The sequence below is a fragment of the Haloarcula sp. CBA1127 genome, from assembly GCF_001485575.1.
Taxonomy (GTDB): domain Archaea; phylum Halobacteriota; class Halobacteria; order Halobacteriales; family Haloarculaceae; genus Haloarcula.
In genome coordinates this window covers 2,942,871-2,960,648 of record NZ_BCNB01000006.1, presented here as the reverse complement: position 1 = coordinate 2,960,648, position 17,778 = coordinate 2,942,871, and the positions used below count along the sequence as shown (strand labels likewise).

General features: G+C 64.1%; 18 protein-coding genes. 1 reads left to right on the top strand and 17 read right to left on the bottom strand.

Annotation, left to right across the window (positions count from 1 at the left end):
* Positions 1 to 254: 254 nt before the first annotated feature.
* The 16 genes from AV059_RS19405 to AV059_RS19330 form a co-directional block, all read right to left on the bottom strand.
* On the bottom strand, positions 255 to 833 hold the full coding sequence (locus AV059_RS19405; RefSeq protein ID WP_058997689.1) for a hypothetical protein: 579 nt from the start codon (positions 831 to 833) through the stop codon (positions 255 to 257).
* A 112-nt stretch (positions 834 to 945) separates the two neighbouring features.
* The gene (locus AV059_RS19400) at positions 946 to 1,410 is read right to left on the bottom strand and encodes a type IV pilin (protein ID WP_058997687.1); all 465 of its coding nucleotides are present in this window, start codon (positions 1,408 to 1,410) and stop codon (positions 946 to 948) included.
* A gap of 194 nt (positions 1,411 to 1,604) precedes the next feature.
* Positions 1,605 to 3,386, bottom strand: coding sequence for a Na(+)/H(+) antiporter subunit D (locus AV059_RS19395; protein WP_058997181.1), 1,782 nt, complete (start codon positions 3,384 to 3,386; stop codon positions 1,605 to 1,607).
* Positions 3,386 to 5,083 carry a cation:proton antiporter gene (locus AV059_RS19390; RefSeq protein WP_058997179.1) on the bottom strand — a complete coding sequence of 566 codons (1,698 nt, stop codon included), beginning with the start codon at positions 5,081 to 5,083 and terminating at the stop codon, positions 3,386 to 3,388. The genes AV059_RS19395 and AV059_RS19390 overlap by 1 nt, the downstream gene beginning before the upstream one ends.
* Positions 5,080 to 6,573, bottom strand: a complete 1,494-nt coding sequence (locus tag AV059_RS19385) for a monovalent cation/H+ antiporter subunit D family protein (protein WP_058997176.1) — start codon at positions 6,571 to 6,573, stop codon at positions 5,080 to 5,082. Before AV059_RS19385 ends, AV059_RS19390 begins: the two co-directional genes overlap by 4 nt.
* On the bottom strand, positions 6,566 to 6,922 hold the full coding sequence (locus AV059_RS19380; protein WP_058997174.1) for a cation:proton antiporter subunit C: 357 nt from the start codon (positions 6,920 to 6,922) through the stop codon (positions 6,566 to 6,568). The genes AV059_RS19385 and AV059_RS19380 overlap by 8 nt, the downstream gene beginning before the upstream one ends.
* Positions 6,922 to 7,395, bottom strand: coding sequence for a Na(+)/H(+) antiporter subunit B (locus AV059_RS19375; protein WP_058997172.1), 474 nt, complete (start codon positions 7,393 to 7,395; stop codon positions 6,922 to 6,924). Before AV059_RS19375 ends, AV059_RS19380 begins: the two co-directional genes overlap by 1 nt.
* Positions 7,392 to 7,943: a DUF4040 domain-containing protein gene (locus AV059_RS19370; RefSeq protein ID WP_058997171.1), complete on the bottom strand. Its 552-nt coding sequence runs from the start codon at positions 7,941 to 7,943 to the stop codon at positions 7,392 to 7,394. Before AV059_RS19370 ends, AV059_RS19375 begins: the two co-directional genes overlap by 4 nt.
* Positions 7,940 to 8,260, bottom strand: a complete 321-nt coding sequence (gene mnhG / locus AV059_RS19365; protein WP_058997170.1) for a monovalent cation/H(+) antiporter subunit G — start codon at positions 8,258 to 8,260, stop codon at positions 7,940 to 7,942. The genes AV059_RS19370 and mnhG overlap by 4 nt, the downstream gene beginning before the upstream one ends.
* Positions 8,257 to 8,532, bottom strand: coding sequence for a cation:proton antiporter (locus AV059_RS19360; protein WP_004963535.1), 276 nt, complete (start codon positions 8,530 to 8,532; stop codon positions 8,257 to 8,259). The genes mnhG and AV059_RS19360 overlap by 4 nt, the downstream gene beginning before the upstream one ends.
* Positions 8,525 to 9,565 (bottom strand): monovalent cation/H+ antiporter subunit E, encoded by a 1,041-nt coding sequence (locus AV059_RS19355; RefSeq protein WP_058997685.1) that lies wholly within the window; start codon positions 9,563 to 9,565, stop codon positions 8,525 to 8,527. Before AV059_RS19355 ends, AV059_RS19360 begins: the two co-directional genes overlap by 8 nt.
* Before the next feature lie 152 nt (positions 9,566 to 9,717).
* Positions 9,718 to 10,884 (bottom strand): bifunctional phosphopantothenoylcysteine decarboxylase/phosphopantothenate--cysteine ligase CoaBC, encoded by a 1,167-nt coding sequence (gene coaBC, locus AV059_RS19350; protein WP_058997169.1) that lies wholly within the window; start codon positions 10,882 to 10,884, stop codon positions 9,718 to 9,720.
* 71 nt (positions 10,885 to 10,955) lie between these two features.
* Positions 10,956 to 12,500, bottom strand: a complete 1,545-nt coding sequence (locus AV059_RS19345) for a hypothetical protein (RefSeq protein WP_058997167.1) — start codon at positions 12,498 to 12,500, stop codon at positions 10,956 to 10,958.
* A complete protein-coding gene (locus AV059_RS19340) occupies positions 12,497 to 13,822 on the bottom strand; it encodes a DUF58 domain-containing protein (protein WP_058997164.1) in 1,326 nt (441 codons plus the stop codon). The genes AV059_RS19345 and AV059_RS19340 overlap by 4 nt, the downstream gene beginning before the upstream one ends.
* Positions 13,819 to 14,559 (bottom strand): hypothetical protein, encoded by a 741-nt coding sequence (locus tag AV059_RS19335; protein ID WP_058997162.1) that lies wholly within the window; start codon positions 14,557 to 14,559, stop codon positions 13,819 to 13,821. Before AV059_RS19335 ends, AV059_RS19340 begins: the two co-directional genes overlap by 4 nt.
* Positions 14,559 to 15,671 (bottom strand): DUF4129 domain-containing protein, encoded by a 1,113-nt coding sequence (locus AV059_RS19330; protein ID WP_228841844.1) that lies wholly within the window; start codon positions 15,669 to 15,671, stop codon positions 14,559 to 14,561. Before AV059_RS19330 ends, AV059_RS19335 begins: the two co-directional genes overlap by 1 nt.
* A gap of 101 nt (positions 15,672 to 15,772) precedes the next feature.
* On the opposite strand from AV059_RS19330, the gene AV059_RS19325 reads away from it, so the two are divergent.
* Complete coding sequence (locus tag AV059_RS19325) at positions 15,773 to 16,831, top strand: M48 family metalloprotease (RefSeq protein ID WP_058997161.1); 1,059 nt, start codon at positions 15,773 to 15,775, stop codon at positions 16,829 to 16,831.
* A 70-nt stretch (positions 16,832 to 16,901) separates the two neighbouring features.
* Here AV059_RS19325 and AV059_RS19320 read toward each other — a convergent pair whose 3' ends face one another.
* Positions 16,902 to 17,642, bottom strand: coding sequence for an NAD(P)/FAD-dependent oxidoreductase (locus AV059_RS19320; RefSeq protein ID WP_058997158.1), 741 nt, complete (start codon positions 17,640 to 17,642; stop codon positions 16,902 to 16,904).
* Positions 17,643 to 17,778 lie beyond the last annotated feature (136 nt).

Genomic DNA, 17,778 nt, shown 5'->3' with positions numbered 1-17,778 from the left:
ACGCACACCGCGAGTGTGACCCGAGTAGGAACCCCCTATAGATCGAAGGATTTCCTTACCGGCTCGCGGGGTGTGCTGATTCAACCACATGGGAGGGACCCACTTATACTCACAGTACGTTTTAGCCGTTCAACGTTGCCTTGAAAGCCTTCAAGGCTGGCTGTACCGCCAGAATTCGATACGGCGGTATTTCGATAGTTTAGCGGCAAACGAGACAAACGAAACGGCACAGGCCGTGAAACAAACTGCGTGCTTCAGTCGTCGGAGCCGGCTTCCTGCGCCACATACTCGGTTAGTGTCATTTCACGACCGGCGTAGGTGTGATAGCCCGCGGAGACACTGAGTACAACCGCGATCAGCGTGGCCCAGACCAGTGGCGGAATTGCCGTGAAGGGATAGATCCCAACCCAGAGGATTGTTACGATTGCCAGACTGACCGCGCCGAGCGAGAGGTAGTACTCGCGCCAGGGGAACTCGCTTCCCGGCACGATTTCGAGATAGACAGTGAGTTCTTCCGTGTGTGCAGTCTTGGAAATCGTCCCGTTCTCGTCGTCGTAGTCGATGATACCCGTCTCATCCATCCGCGGGAGATGAGACTGTTGTAACGTGGTGTACACGCGTTTCCGCTGCGCGCTCGTGACTGCGGTGTTCGGGCAGTCGTACTCCTGTGCCGCGACGTGTGACGCGAGGTCACCGAGCTGTACTGGCCCGTCGTGTTCTCGTAGATACTGAAGCGTGTACCGACGCCGTTCGTTCTGCAGAACGTCGAATATCTCGCCTTTTGAAAGGTCATCGTCCGAAGCGGAGTCCGACCGTTCTACCTGCTTGCTCATGTCATTTTCTCCGATCCCCACCACCCATCGCAGGGAATACAGCGAACATCAGGGCGTTCATCGGTTATAAACTCACGGGTTTTGGTGCCGGAAAAAACGAGATGTTGCGAGTTTATGCGCTCGGTCCGGATGCGGTGGCGAGCGTTGCGGAGTTGTCGCCAGTAGCTGACTGGTAGACTAGGTTGATAGTGAAACTTTCCGTATCAACCCCGACGGTGACGCTATTACCTGCGACGACCTTACTATTACTCCCACTGGCTTCCCCGTTCCACTGTGTGTTGTCCGAGGTTATATCGGGGGTCTCGCCGTCGGTACCACTGGCGATATCGCCTCTGAGATACAAGTTACTCGCTTTAATTGAGTCACCACCGTCATGTGTAAACTCAACCCAGTCGTTTGCATCCTCGTAATCCGTACTAAAGCTAGCCTGTGGAGCCGTGTTACTGACCTGGTCGCCTAGGCCGAGGACGAATGTTGCGATAACGGCTGCGAGGATGACCGTGATTGCGACCATCAGGATGACCCCGATGACCGGCGACACAGCATCGTCGTCGTTGAAGAATCGTTTGAGTTCCATTGTTGTGTCCGCACGCATCAACAGGTCCCCCTGTTATGCCGTGCTTATCGAATCGTGGCTATGGAGATATATAAGTCTGCACCTGTATTATCAGAGCCTGTAATTACCCTATTTGTTAACAGCTATTCTGGGGTGCTTGAACCCAGATCTAGCCGACCTGATCCACGATTATCACAGAAGATGTTTTTAGAACTTCATGAAAGGGCCAGCAGTGCTACCGTAACGAAGACCGCGAGGATGAGGATGCTGAGTCCGATGCCGGCCCGCATCGGATGTATGAGGGTGTCGTCGTCGCGGAGCCGCGCAATTACGTCGTTGGGGGACGTCACCGTCCGCGTGACGATACTCGTGGCCTGAACCACTGCGCGGTCGACGGCGGCGTACAGTTCGGTCACACCGACAACGAGCCCGCGGGAGCCATAGAAGACAGCGGGGTTGTACACCGAATCGATATCGGGAACGCGGCCGAGCTTCGAGAGGGGCTTCTTAGTCACCGCGAAGCCAATCAGCCCGAGGACGGCCAGAACTACACCCTCGATGACGTGGGGAATAGTGTAGGTCTTGTAGACGTGGTGAACGACAGCCTCGCTCGTAACGTCGAACGGAAGGATGGCGAACAGCGCCGTGTCGTACACACCGTAGATGACACAGAGCGCGGCTACGGACACCATTGCCACGCTCTGCAGACGGTTCGCGTCTGGGACGCTGCTGTCGTACTCGCCGTGGAAGAACGCGTAGTAGCCGAACTTGATGAACGACATGAACGTGCCGACGCCACCCAGCAGTAGCATCCACTCAAGCGTATAGAACTCACCGAGCGGGAGCGGTCCCTTGCCGAAGGTATAGTGGCTCCCGGAGATGATGATCCCCTTGCTGACGAACCCGTTGAACCCGGGGAAGCCGGCGATAGACAGCGCAGCGACGGAGAACGCTCCTGCCGTGATCGGCATCTCCCGCCAGAGCCCGCCGAGTTTCTTCAGGCTCTCCGTCCCAGTCCGGTAGATGACGACACCGGCGGTCATGAACAGCAGGCCCTTGTAGAGAATGTGGTTGAACACGTGGGCGAACGCGCCAGCCTGTGAGAGAGCGCTCCCGATACCGACGCCGGCGACCATGTACCCGACCTGTGACTGGATGTGATAGGAGAGGAGCCGTCGCATATCGTTCTGGAACAGCGCGAATAGCGCGCCGAAGATAGCCATTCCGCCGCCCATGTACGCGATAGCCTCGTGGCCGTTGGGGAACGCGCGGTACATCCCGTAGACGCCGGTTTTTGTCGTGAACACGCAGAGGAACACGCTGGCGGCGATGTGTGGGCGCGGATAGGTATCTGGCAGCCACGCGTGCAGGCCGATGAAGCCGACATTGACGCCAATACCGATCGCGGCCAGCGCGGCGGCCAGCCCGGTCGTAATACCGGCCGTTTCCGGCCCGCCTGGCACTGACGCGAACAGGAACGTCTCCACATTGACGTAGTGCCGAAGGATGGCGGCCATCAACAGCGTGCCGCCCAGCCCGTGCAGCAGGGCATACCGGAACCCAGCCCGGACCGCCTTACCGCCGTAGTGCCACACTAGTAGCGTGCTCGTGACGGCCATCAGCTCCCAGAAGAAGATGAGCGTCAGCCAGTCGCCAGCGAAGACGGCTCCGAAACTGGTCGCGACGTACGAGAGGGCGTACCCTGTCTGTGTCGTGTTGGCCTCGCTGGCATAGGAGTAGAGCACGGCGACCGCGGCGATGAGTCCGAAGATGATGCCCATCAGCCGAGAGAACGGGTCGACGTTCAGTAGCACGGCGTCGAACCCAAGGAACTGGGTCTGGAGATGTGCGCCCTCCGGGACCGCAAGCGCCCACGGTACCGCGAGAGCGGGCACGAGCGCACCGACCGCGTGTCCGGCACGCCGCGGAAGCCGGGACACGACGATTGCCAGCGCCAGTAGTACGACGACTGGCGGGACCATTGTCAGCGCCGACATCAGGCCATCACCCCCGGCAGATTACCGACAATAGTGTCGACGATCCGCAGGAAGACAGCCGTGTACGGCACTGTCCCCAGCAGGAGCGACAGCGTGGCCGCGGTGAGTATCGGCCCGAGCATGAACCACGTGCTTTCGCCGCCGCGCCAGCCGCGGTCGTCCCAGCCCCCTGCGGGCGGGCCGCCGTGGTGTTCGTGCTCCTCGTCGTGTTTCCCGAGGTGGTCGACGTGCTGTGGGTCTGGAACCTCACCTTCGTCGGAGTGGTCGTCGGCATCGTCCGAACCATGGCCCTCACCGCCGTCGGCTCGAACCTCGTCTCGCCCGCCAAGCGGTCCGCCGATGAGTGGCTTCTCGTCGTGGCTCTCCGGCGATTCGAAGTACGCCTGATAGACGATGGGCCAGAAGTATGCAATGTTGAGGACGCCGGAAACCAGCAACGCGGCGGCAAAGACGAGCCCGCCATTGAGGCTCAGCGCACCGATGACGAGATACCACTTGCTGACGAAGCCAGCGACCAGTGGAATCCCGGCCATCCCGGCCGCGGCGACGGCAAAGGCGGCCATCGTCAGCGGCATCCGCTTCCCAATGCCGGCCATGTCGCTGATGTCGTCGGTGTGGGTCTCGACGTGTATCGCACCGGCACAGAAGAACAGTGTCAGTTTCATGAACGCGTGTGCCGGAATGTGGAGCAGGCCGCCCGTCAGCGCCTGTCCGTGGAGCAGTCCCAGCCCGAGCACAATATAAGAGAGCTGGCTTATCGTCGAATACGCCAGCCGTCGTTTGAGGTTGTCCTGTCTGAGCGCGATGATACTCGCGGTCAGGAGAGTAAACGCCGCAATCGCGGCCAGCGGGAGGCCGACGCCGAGTTGCTCCATCGTTCCCGTTCCGTACACATCGAGGACGACTCTGGCGATGCCGAACACGCCGCTTTTGACGACTGCGACGGCGTGCAGCAGGCCCGACACCGGCGTCGGCGCGACCATGGCATCCGGGAGCCAGGAGTGCACCGGCATCAGTGCGGCTTTGACGCCGAAGCCGGTCGCCAGCAGGGCGAACGCCGCCCGTGCCAGCGTCGGGTCGGCCGTCGCGAGGCCTTCGAGCCCGCCGGGGGTAAACGCGGTCGTTCCGGCGAGGACGAACACTAGAACCGTGCCACCCAGCACGGCGACCCCACCGCCGAAGGTGTACGCGAGGTACTTCCGACCGGCAGCGCGAGCCTCGTCGGTTTCGTCATGGGTAACAAGCGGGTACGTCGACACTGTCAGCAGTTCGTAGCAGACGAACAGCGTCAGCAAGTTCGACGCGAAAGCGACGCCGACCGCCGACGCGAGGCTGGCCGCAAAGGAGGCGAAATAGCGCGTCTGTGCGTGTTCGTCCAGCCCGCGCATGTAGCCGATGCTGTAGAAACTGGTGACGATCCACAGCAGACTCGCAAGCAGGCCGAACAGCAGCCCGAGCGGGTCGACGCGGAACGCCAGTTCGATTCCGGTGGCCAGTTGCCCGAACGAGAAGACGTACCGCGTCCCCGAGAGGACGCCGGGGACCATGCTCGCGACGATAGCGAACTTCGCGACTGCCACCGTGATGGTCACCCCTTCCCGCACGTTCGGACGGCGTTTGAGCGAGAGAATTACGGGGATAGCCACCGCGGAGACGAGGATTGCAAACAGCGGTCGAAGTGATGTGATATCAGTCATTGGTTTAGCAGGGGTGGAAGCGTCTCTCGAAGCACCTGTTCAAGCATCGGGACGGCTGCAGTCAGCGCGACCGCGAGTGCGGCCGCGATAACGACGACAGCAATCATCCCGAACGAAACTGCCTGTCCGCTCCCGTCTGTTACGGGAGCCTCGTCAGGCTTCGAGTGGATGGTCGCCTCGGCGAAGTACAGCCGCTCGACGAGGCGGGCGAAGTACGCAAGCGTCAGCAACGTACTCGCGAGCAACACGGTCACAACGGCCCAGTTCTCGGTGTTGACTGCGCCGAGGACAATGTACCACTTGCCGACGAAGCCGACCGCCGGTGGAACGCCGACCATCGCCAGCGAGAGCACGGCAAAGGCAAACGCCGAGATCGGGACGCGGCTCCCCATCCCAGCGTAGCCGCTTACGGTTGTTGCACCCGTCTTGCGCTCGATAACGCCCGTCGCAGCGAACAGCCCGCCCTTCATCACCGCGTGGCCGAGCAGGTGGACGGTCGCGCCAACGACGGCCAGCGGGGTAGCGATGGCGAATCCAGCGACGACGAGGCCGAACTGCGACACTGAGGAGTACGCCAGCATCCGCTGGACGCTGTCCTGCGAGACAGCGAGCGCACTTCCCGCGATGATACTCACGCACGCCAGCCCGACCAGCGCCCAGCGAGCGATGGGCACAGCCGTCAGGAACTCCACCGTGAACACCGAAAACAGCAGTCGAGCGAGCGCGTACGCCGAGACCGTCGAGACGAGCGCAGAAATGAACGCGCTCACCGTATCCGGGGCGTTCGCGTAGGCGTCGGGCTGCCAGGTGTGCAGCGGGAACAGGGCAACCTTCACCGTCAGCCCGCCGACCATCAGCCCGAACGCGGTCAGGACGAGCGTCGAGTCGTAGGCCGCCATCTCTCCGAGTTTGGTCGCCAGGTCGGCCATGTTGAGCGTGCCCGTTGCCGCAAGCAGGTAGCCGATGCCGAGCAGGTACAGCGAGGCCCCGATGGTCCCGATGATGAGGTACTTCAGCGCCGCGACGGCGGCGCTGGCGTCCCGGCCACTCGCCACGAGACCGTACGCCGCAAGCCCCGTGATTTCGAGGAACACGTAGAGATTGAACACGTCGCCAGTGACCGTCATGCCCGTCAGGCCGGCGACCAGCAGGAGGTACAGTCCGTAGAAGGGGCCCGAGTGCGGGCCGGCCTGCCGAGCGTACGCGAGCACGCCAAGTGACACAACAGCCACGAGCAGGGCGACGGCACCGGAGAGCCCGTCGACGACGAGTTCGATGCCGTACGGGGCGGCGAAACCACCGACCGCGTAGGAAACAGTCCCATTTGTGCCGACGGTCCACGCGAGCAGTCCGGCCAGGCCGGCCTGCCCGAGGAGTGTCACCGTCGCGACGGGCCACCCGGCCCGGTCGCTCACGAGACTCGCGGCCAGCGGTATCGCGCCGCCGACGATCGGCAGGACGACCAACAATACGGGGAGTTGTTCAATCATAGTAGAGCTGTTTGAGCTTGTCTTCGTCCAGCGTACCGTACTCGGTGTAGATGCGGATGATAAGTGCCAGCGCCACGGCGGTCAGGCTCACCCCGACAACGATAGCGGTCAGGATGAGGACGTGCGGCAGCGGGCTGACGTAGGGGCCGCCACCCTCCTTGATTATCGGCGGGTTCCCGCCAGTCCGGAACGCGAGCGTGATGAAAAACAGGAAGATGCCCGTCTGGAAGATGTTCATCCCGATGACTTTCTTCACGAGGTTCCGGGACTCGATGAGCATATAGAGGCCGATACCCAGCAGCAGCATCACCGCGAAGTAGTTGTAGTGTGAGTTCAGCAATTCTAGCATTAGTTTTCACCCTCCGGTTCGTCGACGGCGTGGCCGAACCCCGCCGCAAGCAGGAAAAAGAGGCCGATAGCAACGCTGGCGACGATACCACCGATGGCCAGTTCGACAAGCTCGATGGCGTAGGCGACCACGTGCGAGATGAACTGTTCGTACAGGTGATATTCGAGGAAGTTCCCACCCAGAACTATCGTTCCCAGACCGATGGCTGCGAACGTGAGCACACCACCCGAAGCGAGCGCGGCGACAACGCGAACGTCGAGCCACTCTCGCGCCGCGTCGATACCGTAGGCAAACGCGAGCATCATCACGACTGACCCGGCGATGACCCCGCCCTGGAATCCCCCGCCGGGGGAGTTCGCCCCGTGGAACATCACGAACAGGGCGAAGGTGAGCACGAACGGCGCGACGACCCGCACCGTCGTCATGATGATGGTACTCTCGACGTACAATCCGGTTCGCTCGTCGCTACTCATGCGAAGACCTCCTGTCTGAGGACGGTCAGCGCCGCGACGCCGGCCGAGAAGACCACGACAGCCTCACCCAGCGTGTCGAACCCGCGGTAGGCTGCGAGCACGGCTGTCACCGCGTTCTTGACCTCTGTGTCCGCGTATGCGTTTTCGAGGTAGTACTGTGTCACCTCGCCGCTGACGACGGGGTTTGGGTGTACCGTCCCGTCCGCCCCGACGGGTGGCAGCGACGGAACGGTCGCAATCATAACGACGACGAACCCGCCGACCAGTACGACAGTCCGGGCGCTGATCGACTCAAACAGGCCGTTTTCCTGTGGCCGAACAGTGTTTGCCAGCGCCAGGATGAACAGTATCGTCATGATGCCGGCCCCGACAGCCGCTTCGGTTAGCCCCACGTCGGGGGCCTCAAGCATCACCCAGATAATGGAGATGCCGAGGCTGTAGGCGGCAAACGCCATCAGTGACGCCAGCACGTCACGGAGTACGGCCGCGCCGATAGCACAGCCCAGCACGAACACCAGCAACACTGCCTCAATGAGTGAGAGGGTCATGATTTGTCCTCCTCATCGCCGGCAGTCCACGGCTCGATACCCTGGTCCTGTGCCGCCCGGGCGATGGCGTGGGCAGCGGTGGGGTTGGTCAGAAACATAAACACCAGCAGGAAGACAGCCTTGATCGTCGCGAGGTCGGTCTGAATCGCGAGCGCGGCGGCCCCGATAGCGAGGACGGCCCCCAGCGTATCGCTTTTCGATGCCGCGTGAGCGCGCGTGTACACGTCCGGAAGTCGAACGATACCGATCGAGGCAACGCCGCCGAAGAACGCCCCGACCAACGCGAGCGCGACAATCGCCCACTCTGTCGGCGTCATAGCACACCCCCGTGTTCGACGTTGAACTTCGAGAACGCTATCGAGAGCAGGAAGTTCAACAGGGCGTACACGAGCGCGATGTCGAGGAACAGCGGCTTATCGAGCGCGCCGGAGACAAGCGCGATAGCGATGACGGTGTTCGTCCCCATCACGTTGACCGCGATGACTCTGTCGTGGTCCGTCGGTCCGGCGAACACGCGGTACAGCGACACGATGGCGAACAGGACGAACGCGCTAGCGATTGCCAGCAGCGCCACCTCAAACTCAATCATCGTCGGCCACCTCCGGGTCGCCAATGTCACTCTCGACTGTGTCGTCGTCCCCCTGTCCGCGCTCGCGCGGCGAGGGAATGGCTGCTGCCTCCCGGCCGTAGAAAACGAACCGGACAGCTCGTTCGAGGCCGCCGTCGAACAGGTCCTCTCGCGAACTGCCGGTGAGCGAGTGGATGTCAAACGCCTGCTCGGAGACGCTGACGGTGAGCGTCCCGGGCGTCAGCGTGATGCTGTTTGCTAGCGTCGTCACCGCTCCGTCACCCCAGATGGCGGCCTCCAGTTCGACCATCTTCGGGTCGATCGGTAGTGACGGGTGCAACACGACATAGGCGATTTCGAGGTTGGCGATGGCGATTTCCTTGAGCAGATACGGGACGTACATCGCGAACCGGGCGACCTGTCTCGGAATCCGGGTCAGCGACGGCTGGCGACTGAACGCGATCGGCGCAAGCAACGCAGTGACGATCGTCGCTGTTATCGCGCCAGTGAGGAAATCCAGCGGTTTGTACGAACTCAACAGCAGATAAAACAGATACGACGCTCCGAAAATGGTGAGATACTTCGGGAGCGTCGCGGCGCGAGCGAGCGCGGTCGACCGTGCCGGCCGCTCGACGGGTGCGGTCTCGACGTCGATATCGCCCCGGACGAGTTCGACCTCGAGCGGCCGAAGCATTGGCGTCGTGCCGCCCGGGTTGAACTCCGGATCGAGGACGACCCGTTCGATGCTGTGTTCGTCGGCGTAGGCCAGTATCACGTCGGCGTAATCGCCGGGGCTGAACAGGTAGCGGTCGGCACCGATAACGCCCAGCTCCACGTCGAGGTTCGACGGCGGGTCAGCACCCAGATCTTCGTCGAGCCAGACTTCGATACGGTCGAGCAGGTCTTTGGCCTGGCCGAGTTCCGTCTGGGCGTCGGGGTCGACGGCGCGCGTGCTTGCGACGGCGACGAGGTGCAGCGACACCTGTTTCTGTCCCTCTCTGGCCGCCGATTCGGCCTGTTCAATGGCGTAGGCGACGGTGTTACGGACCGTCACCGAATCGGCTACTGGCACGAGCAGGCGACGGGGTGGTGGTACAGTCACAGTATCTGTTTAGAAACTCCGAATAGGCGGTTCGTCGGGCAGTACTGTCGTTATCGGACCGGAGCCACGGAACACGCAAAACTATTTCGTAATCGGTTACGCGGTCAGCCACGACTGGACAGATGGTCACCGATTTCGTCGGCGACACGAGCGCCCAGCCCTTCCTTTTCTCCGACGTACTCCGTGGCCGCGTCTGCATCGACGAGCAGGGCGCGCGTCTCGTCGGCCCCCATCACGTTCGCGTCGTTAGCGACCACGAAGGCCAGCCCGGCCCGCTCGCGTATCTCGCGGGCGCGCTCGACCAGAGTTTCGTCGTCGCCTTCGGTTTCGACTTTGAACCCGACGATAGGGAGATCCGGGTGGTCCGCCCGAACGGTGTCGATGAGCTTCGGCGTCGGTTTGAGCGTCAGCGTCAGTTCCGCCTGTCCGCTCTTGATCTTCTCCGGAGCCTGCTCGACGGTGTAATCTGAGATGGCGGCTGCCGAGACCAGCGCGTCGGCGGAGGCAGCGACCCGACGGGTGGCCGCTGTCATCTCCGCAGCGGATTCGACCTGCTCGACAGTGGCGTACGGCACGTCTTCCCCGTCGTGGACCAGCGTCACGTCGGCTCCGCGGACGTAACAGGCCCGCGCGACCGCCCGGCCAGTCCGTCCCGAGGAGCGATTCGAGAGCGTCCGCACGGGGTCGACTGATTCCGTGGTCGCGCCAGCAGTCACGACGACGTGTTCGTCCGCCAGCGGTCGGTCGCCCGCGGCCTGTGCAGTCGCTGTGACGATGGCTTCCTCAGTTGCGATCTTGGCTTTCCCCTCCTCGATTCGCGGATCAACGAACTCGACGCCCCAGGACTCGACGCGGTCGATGGCGTCCAGCACGCCGGGGTGGTCGTACATCGGCTCGTGCATCGCCGGCGCGACGACAACCGGCACGTCAGCGCCGAGGGCGGTCGTCGCACACGTCGTCACGGGCGTGTCGTCGATGGCGCCCGCAATCTTGCCGACGGTGTTTGCCGTCGCCGGGGCGAGCAGGAGTACGTCCCCCCAGCCCGACCGACCACAGAGCTCGACGTGCTCGACGCTGCCCGTGATTTCGGTAACTACCTCGTTGTCCGTCGCGAATTCAAGTGCCCACGGGTGGATGATGCCAGTCGCGCTGTCGGTCATCACGGCCCGGACGGACGCCCCCTGTCGTCGGAGTTCGTGAGCGAGCTCCACCGTCTTGACGGCCGCAATAGACCCCGAAACCCCCAGAACGACGTTGACTCCGGTCAGCATACCTGCCGGTTCGCGGTGCGGGGGTAAAAGCCTCTGTCTCTTCGGCGGGGCTAGTCGCCGTCAGTAGCGGGCTACTCGCTCCGCTTGCCGCTCCTGTCGCTGCTGGTACGTGGTCCCCCGTCGTGGGCGTTCAGTGCGAGGGTGAAGGCGGCTATCGCAAGCAGAACCAGTCCGAGCGCGACCACCGAACTGAGCGAGAGCCCGGCCGACGTGGTCGGAACCGCCACCGGGATGAGTACGTATCGAACGAGCATCACAAGGAGAATCGCCCCGGCGAGGACGGCCGCAGTACCGGTGACGTGGACGAACTCGCTGTCGGTCGTCTCGGCGTCCCGGCCCAGTTGCTGCCCGATACTGCTGGCGTGCGCGCCGGCGTCCCAGACCAGCAGCGCCGCCGCGCTTCCGACGAGGACGAGTATCGGTGCGAGTCCGCGCTCAGCCCCGAGCAATGTCATGACAAACAGGAGCCCGCTCCCGGCCGCGAATCCCGCCACACGCCGGGACAACAATTCTGCACCGACTAGTTCGGCCAGCACTGTGACGAGTCCGCGGAGGACGACGATCGAAATGAGGACGCCGAGAAGCAACACAGTAGCCGATCCATAGTGACCGGCCCCGGCATACGTGGGCACTACTCGCCGGGTCACGCCAGCGACTGTGAGGATTAGCGCGCCCAGAAGCAGTCCCACAGGAGCTACGATACTGCCGGTCTGCCGCGCCAGCGACCGTCCGGGGTCGTCCCCGAGCCACTGGAGCAGCCACTGCCGGAGCCGTTCGACGATGAGGATACTCAGTAACGCCAGCAGTCCGGCCACGAGGGGGAGATGAAGCGGCCCTCCGAGAGTGGCCCGTAGGGCCGGCCCGAGAACTGGAAGGCTACCGAGGAAGCGGTCGAACAGTCCCTGTGCTGTCGGGACAAACGCCACGAGCAACTGCAGGCCCACGGCGGCTTTGACGTAGCGGTCGATGTCCCACCAGCTAGTCCCAAGCAGGTCCAGCCGCCCGAGCGCCCGGTCGGTCGTCGCCGTGGGTGCCGGAATCCACGACTCCAGCGTCGTCGTGGTTTTGTCCAGCAACAACAGGGCGAGGAGGACTCCGGCCTGTAGCGTCACGAAACCCACGAGCGGATGGACCGAGAAGCCGACGACGACACGGACGAGCACCCAGGGCAGCCTGACGGCAGCGGCAACAGCACAGACGATTGTGACGCAGATGCCGACCACCAGTACCACAAAACTCTCGTCGAGCATCGCCGTGAGTTCGTCCGTCGCGTCGGTCGGTGGCACCAGTCCGCTACTCGCGTCGATGACGACGAGTGTGGCGGCCAGCGGGAATCCGAGCGCCACAACGAGCGACCAGTAGTCAGTCGCCAGCAGCGCAGTACCACAGAACACGCCCGCGCCGATGACGACGGCGACGCTGCCGCCGGCGATGCGTTCGTGGATATCGCTGCGGAGCGCCCAGACCCCAGCTGCGATACAGAGCCCGCCGCCGAAGCCGGTCAGGACTGGTATCGCGTCCGCGACAGCGACAGCGAGGACGAGCGAGACGAGCACCGCGACCATCCCGGCCAGCGCCGCGCTCGATGCCGCCGGCCGACTGTCGAGTTCCGTCATGCCCACCGCTCCGTTGCGCGAATGAGGGCTTTTGCGAGCGGTTCCGCAGGCGTCCAGTCGACGACTCGGACCGTCCCTCGAAGGCTGTCGAGGCGGGCCGTTCGGTCGATTCGTTCGACGGTACTGCCCGGGCTGTCCCCGGTCGTCATGTCCGGGCTGACGACTGTGACCGCGTGTCCGTACGCGGCGAGCCGTTTCGCCGCATCGGCCGCCCGGTCGTCGAGCAGGGGCGTACAGAACACGACCTGTGACTCGCTCGGTATCGAGCGGTCGAGCGTCGCCACCGCGTCACCGCCGTCGGCGATGCCGTACCTGTCTGCCATCCCGGTCGGCGACTGCATTCGCCGGGTTCGGGTGTTGGTGTCGAGTAGCGATGAACCACGGGCCCCCGAGGACCCGGTTGACGCCCCGCTCAAAGTCTCCTCTAGAAACGCCTCCAACCGCTGCTCCTGTGCCCGGTTGGCCGACGGCTGGAGCGTCTCACAACTGTCGTAGACGGCGGCACCGACGCGGTTGTCCATTCCCAGAAGCGCCGAGCCGACCTGCTGGGCCGCATAGGCACAGAACTGGACAGCCGTGGGGGCGTCCGCTTCGCCCGCAACGGGGTGTCGGGAATCCACTAGTGTGATGACGGTGGCCGCTCGCGTCTCCTTGAACTCGACTGTCGCTAGCTCGTTCGTCTTCGCGAGGCGGTTCCAGTCGACGCGGCTCATCGGGTCCGAGGACTGGTGTTCACGGATGGCGTAGAAGGCAAGCCCGTTCCCGCCGGCGTCTGTCGGCACGCGCCCGGACTGGGAGAGTGTCTGGCCCGAGAGCGGGACGGTGTCCACACTGGCATTGCACGAGAGCGTCGTCTCGACGGCGACCTGCTCGGCGAACTCGACGGTCCCGGTCAGGTTCCGGCAGACCACTGCCACGTCGGTGAACGCGTGGTCACCGCGCCGGGCTTCGACGGTGTAGGTGACCGAATCCGACATTCCGGCTTCGAGGTGGGTACCAAAGCGTGGGGAGCCCTCGACCACTTCCAGCCGTTCCGGGACGCCGTCGAGGACGCGAACGTCGGGCAGGGTCGCGTCCCCGTCGTTCGTGAGCGTCAGCGTCACTGTCACCTCCGAGCCGGGGAGCGGGTCGGCCGGTTCGAGGTGGCGCTCGATTGTGAGCGTCGGCTCCGGGTCACCGATGGCCGCCTGATAGGCCGCGTACACCAGCGCCACCGCTGCGACCATGAAAATCGCCGGGTTCCCGGTGACGATGCCGGCCCCGCCGGCCACCAGCGCGGCCGAGACGCCGACGTTGCGCTGTGTGGTCTCGCGCGTTCTCACGCGCGCTCACCCCGCTGGAGGCGGCGTATTTCGGCCGTCGCCGCCTCGACCTTTCGGTCGAACCCCTCGCCGCTGGCCCAGTCCCGTAGCTGCATCTCGATCGGCGGGTCGGGCGCGTCCGGGCCGCCGAGGAAGGTGGCTGCCCGGCGGTTGTCCGTCCACGAGCCAGTGCGGACTGCCCGGGCCGCCGCCTCCATCGACATATCTGCCGTTTCGACCAGCATCTGTCGTACAGCCTCACGGAGCCTGTCCCTGATCTCCGACGCATAGCTCGCTTCGAGGCCGTTGTAGGGATCGACACGCCCGTCGATTTTTGTGAGCAATTCGTCGATGTCGTCGCCAACCAGCTCGCCGGATTCCGCCGGTATCGCTCCCGGCTCCAGTAGCTCATCGAGCAGTTCCGCCGGCTCGTCGTCCCCGTCGTCGCGATACGGGTCACACGGCTGGCTCCCTTTTATCGGCGGCAGCGTCGAATCCTCTGTCCGGACAACCGTGTACAGGCCGAAGAGGCCGACAGCGGCGGCGCTGACGCTTGCAACAAGCTGTAGTTGCCTGGCCGTCCCGCTCCCAACGTCCGGAAGAACTGAGGGGAAGGTAACGATGAACACTGCCCCGGCAAGCGCGGTGAGTCCCAACAGGGTGTACCGGACGAATCTGCGCCCCGGTGTCGGGCGTTCGACACTGACGTCGATGGTTGCGCTGGCAGTGTCCCCCTGCTGTGACTTCGCGTCACTCATCAGTCGTCACCTCGGCCGAGGAGCTGTCTGAGGGCGGTCCGAGCCGATTCCGTTCGGTCGCCGGTCGCCGACCGCCCGCCGTATTTGACCTCCCGGAAGAGGGTTGTTAGCCGGCGTACGGGCTCTGCTGGAAGTCCGCTGTCGATAGCCCGGCGAGCGTACTCCCCGGGCGTCGCCGTCTCTGGGTCTGACACTGACACGCGGTCAGCTAGCAGTGCCCAGGCCTCTTGCACCGACAGTGAATCGATGTCCGGGCCGTCGTCCGCCTCTGCCGTCGATTCGGTGGCCGTTGACTGCCTGGACTCTGTGTCCGACGAACCAAACAGCGACGGGCTGTCGACGCCACTCCGAACGGAGGCAAGGAAGCTGCCGGTCCCGCTGAAGCCGCTGAGGGCTCTGAACGGCGCGACTGAGAGCGATCCGAGCGCACTCGGTAGGCCGGTGACCCCTCGCAGTGACATCGCACCGACCGACCCGATTCCGGTTGTCAATCCGGTCAAGACACCGCCGGAGACGGTGCTGATTCCGGCTCCGACCCGTGAGAGCGCCGCTGACCCCGAGAGCAGCGCGGCCGTCGTCACCTTCGGAATCCGGCCGATGGTCCGCCCAATCGCACCGCTCGAAACCGCCGAGACGACTGTCCCGGCCAATCTGTCGAGGAGCGGGTGCAGGAGAAGTCCGGCGTCTGCCGACCCGTCGTGTTCCGGGTCCGATGCCGCCCGGATGACACCGACTGCGACGACGCCGAACCCGCCGATCAGCGCCAGCCCGAACAGTTTCACCAGAATAGGGGACCCACTATCTTCGCCGTCGCTGGCCGCTGGCGTCTCTGTCGTCGTCTCTGTCGGTGTTGGCGTCGCTGTCGCCGCCGGCTCATCGCTTGTCGCCCGTGGTGTCGTCTCTACCCCATCGCTTGTCGCTATCGGCGTCGACCCGCTGTCGACTTCGCCGGGCGCTGTTCCGTCGGGCGTGACCGGTTCGCTCGCTCGGCTGTCGAGGGGGCCGCTCGACTCGAACTCGACGCCGAGCGCGCCGGGAAACAGCGCCGTGCCGAACAAGACAGCGACTGCACAGAGGAGGGCGAGGGCGGCACGCACCAGCTTTGTTGACACTACGGGAGCGTTTCCGGCGGCAGAGTAAATACTTTCCCTCACTGTGGGACTGTCTGAGCAGAAGACCTTTCATCCGCTGTGGGTATAGCAGAACTATCCCTATGCGGACACTGACCCGCCGTATGCTGTGGACCCTCCTGCTCCTCCTCGCCGTCGATATCGCTGTGGTCGCGACCGCGGCGGTGCTCCTGACGCCCTGGCTTGCGCCGGTGCGGGACGCCGTTGCCACCGCCCTCCCGTTCGGTGGGGCGTCGGCACGCATCGCCTGGTGGGTAGCCGTTCTCACCCCTGCCCTCGTGGCGTTTGTCTGGGCACAGCTCCGATACACCAGCGCGCAGACGATGGCCGAGGTCGACGCCCGCACCGTCGGCCCCGAGGAGTACCCTGACCTCCACGAACGAGTGCAGCGGCTCGCGCAACTGGCCGACCTCACGCCGCCACGGATTGCCGTCGCGGATACCGACGTACCAAACAGCTTCGCTATCGGGACGCTTGGCGGCGCGACGGTGGTCGTCAGCGAGGGGCTGCTGTCGACGCTTTCGGGCGACGAACTCGACGCGGTGCTGGCCCACGAACTCATGCACGTCGCCAACCGCGACGCGACTGTCATGACGCTGGCCAGCTTCCTCCCGTCGCTGACCAACGGCGAGTACGACCCGCTTGGGGATCTGCTCCCGGGCGGGAGCCGCTACGCGCTCGGGCTGGTCGCGCTCGGTCTCTCCTACGTGTTCAGCGCCCGGGTGCTTGCGGCCCCCTTCGGAAGCCTCTCGTTCACGTTGGGGTTCCTGTTTCTGTTCGCGGTGACGGTCCTGTTCGGCGGCGTCGCGCTGGGCGTGTTCACCGCTCCCGTCGTTGTTCTGGGGCGGTCGCTGTCGCGCGCTCGTGAGTTCGCCGCCGACCGGAGCGCGGCCCAGCTGACCGGCGACCCCGCCGCGCTCGTCAGGGCGTTAGAGACGCTCGACGACAGGGGCGGTGACCGCCCAGAAACCGACAAACGCTCCGCGTACGCGGGCGTCCGCGGACTGTGCTTCCTTCCATACGGGTTCGACACGGATGCGTCGAGCGATTCGTCGTCCATCGAAACACGCTCTCACCCACCGACAGCCGAACGGATCGAGCGACTGCAGTCAGTCGCACGCACGCTCGAAACAGGGCCATAGCGACTGCTCTAAGCCGTTTCGGGACCGACCGTCGTACGGTCGAACCGGGAAACTGTTACAGCAGTCCCTATCAGTCTGAATCCTGATCGACGCTCGGATGCATCGTCGGCTCCCCCGGCATCGGTTCCTCGAAGTACCGTCGCATGACCTCCAGTGACTCCTGTTCGCGTTTCTTGCGTTCTGCCTCGTCGATCTCCTCACAACCCGGCGGAACCGGTCGGTCGCGGCCGGTGAAATACCCCTCCGGCGCAGTCCAGTCGTGATAGAAGTCGATATCGGAGTCCTCTAGCAGTGTGAGCCCGACCTGTGCGCCGTGGCCCGCGGCGACGATGGTCTGGTGGTGCTGCTCGGCCAGCCGGCCGGCCGCGTACAGTCCCTCGATATCGGTCCGACCCTGTTCGTCGGTCGAGATGAACTGCTTCGACCCACGGTCGATGAGCGAGAGATCCAGCCCTTCCAGATACGACGGGTCCGACCAGGAGGCAGCGATGAGGAACCTCCCGTCGTAGGACTCGCCGTCGGCGCAGGTCACTTCGAAGCCTTCCTCAGTTTCCGCCACCTGCTCGGCTTCGCCGTCGATGAACCAGACACCGGCGCGCCGCGCCTGTGCCCGCATGAGTTCGAGCAGGAGCCGAGGGTTGATTCCTGCCGGGAATCCGGGGTAGTTCTCCAGGTGTGCGTTGCGGTTCAGTATCGACTCATCGGTCGAGATGATCCGGGTCGACAGGTCGGCGCGAGCGGTGTAGATCGCCGCCGACAGTCCGGCGACGCCGCCGCCCACGATGATGACGTCTTCGCGGTCGGTTGGCATGGACAGGTGTTCCCAGTGGGGGCCAAGAAACGTGCCGGTTTGAGACCTATAGACGGGGAGCGGCCAGTAGCGGCCCCCTCAGGGCGCACGTCGGGCGATACAGTTTCTGAGACTACCCGAAGCCTCATAACGATAC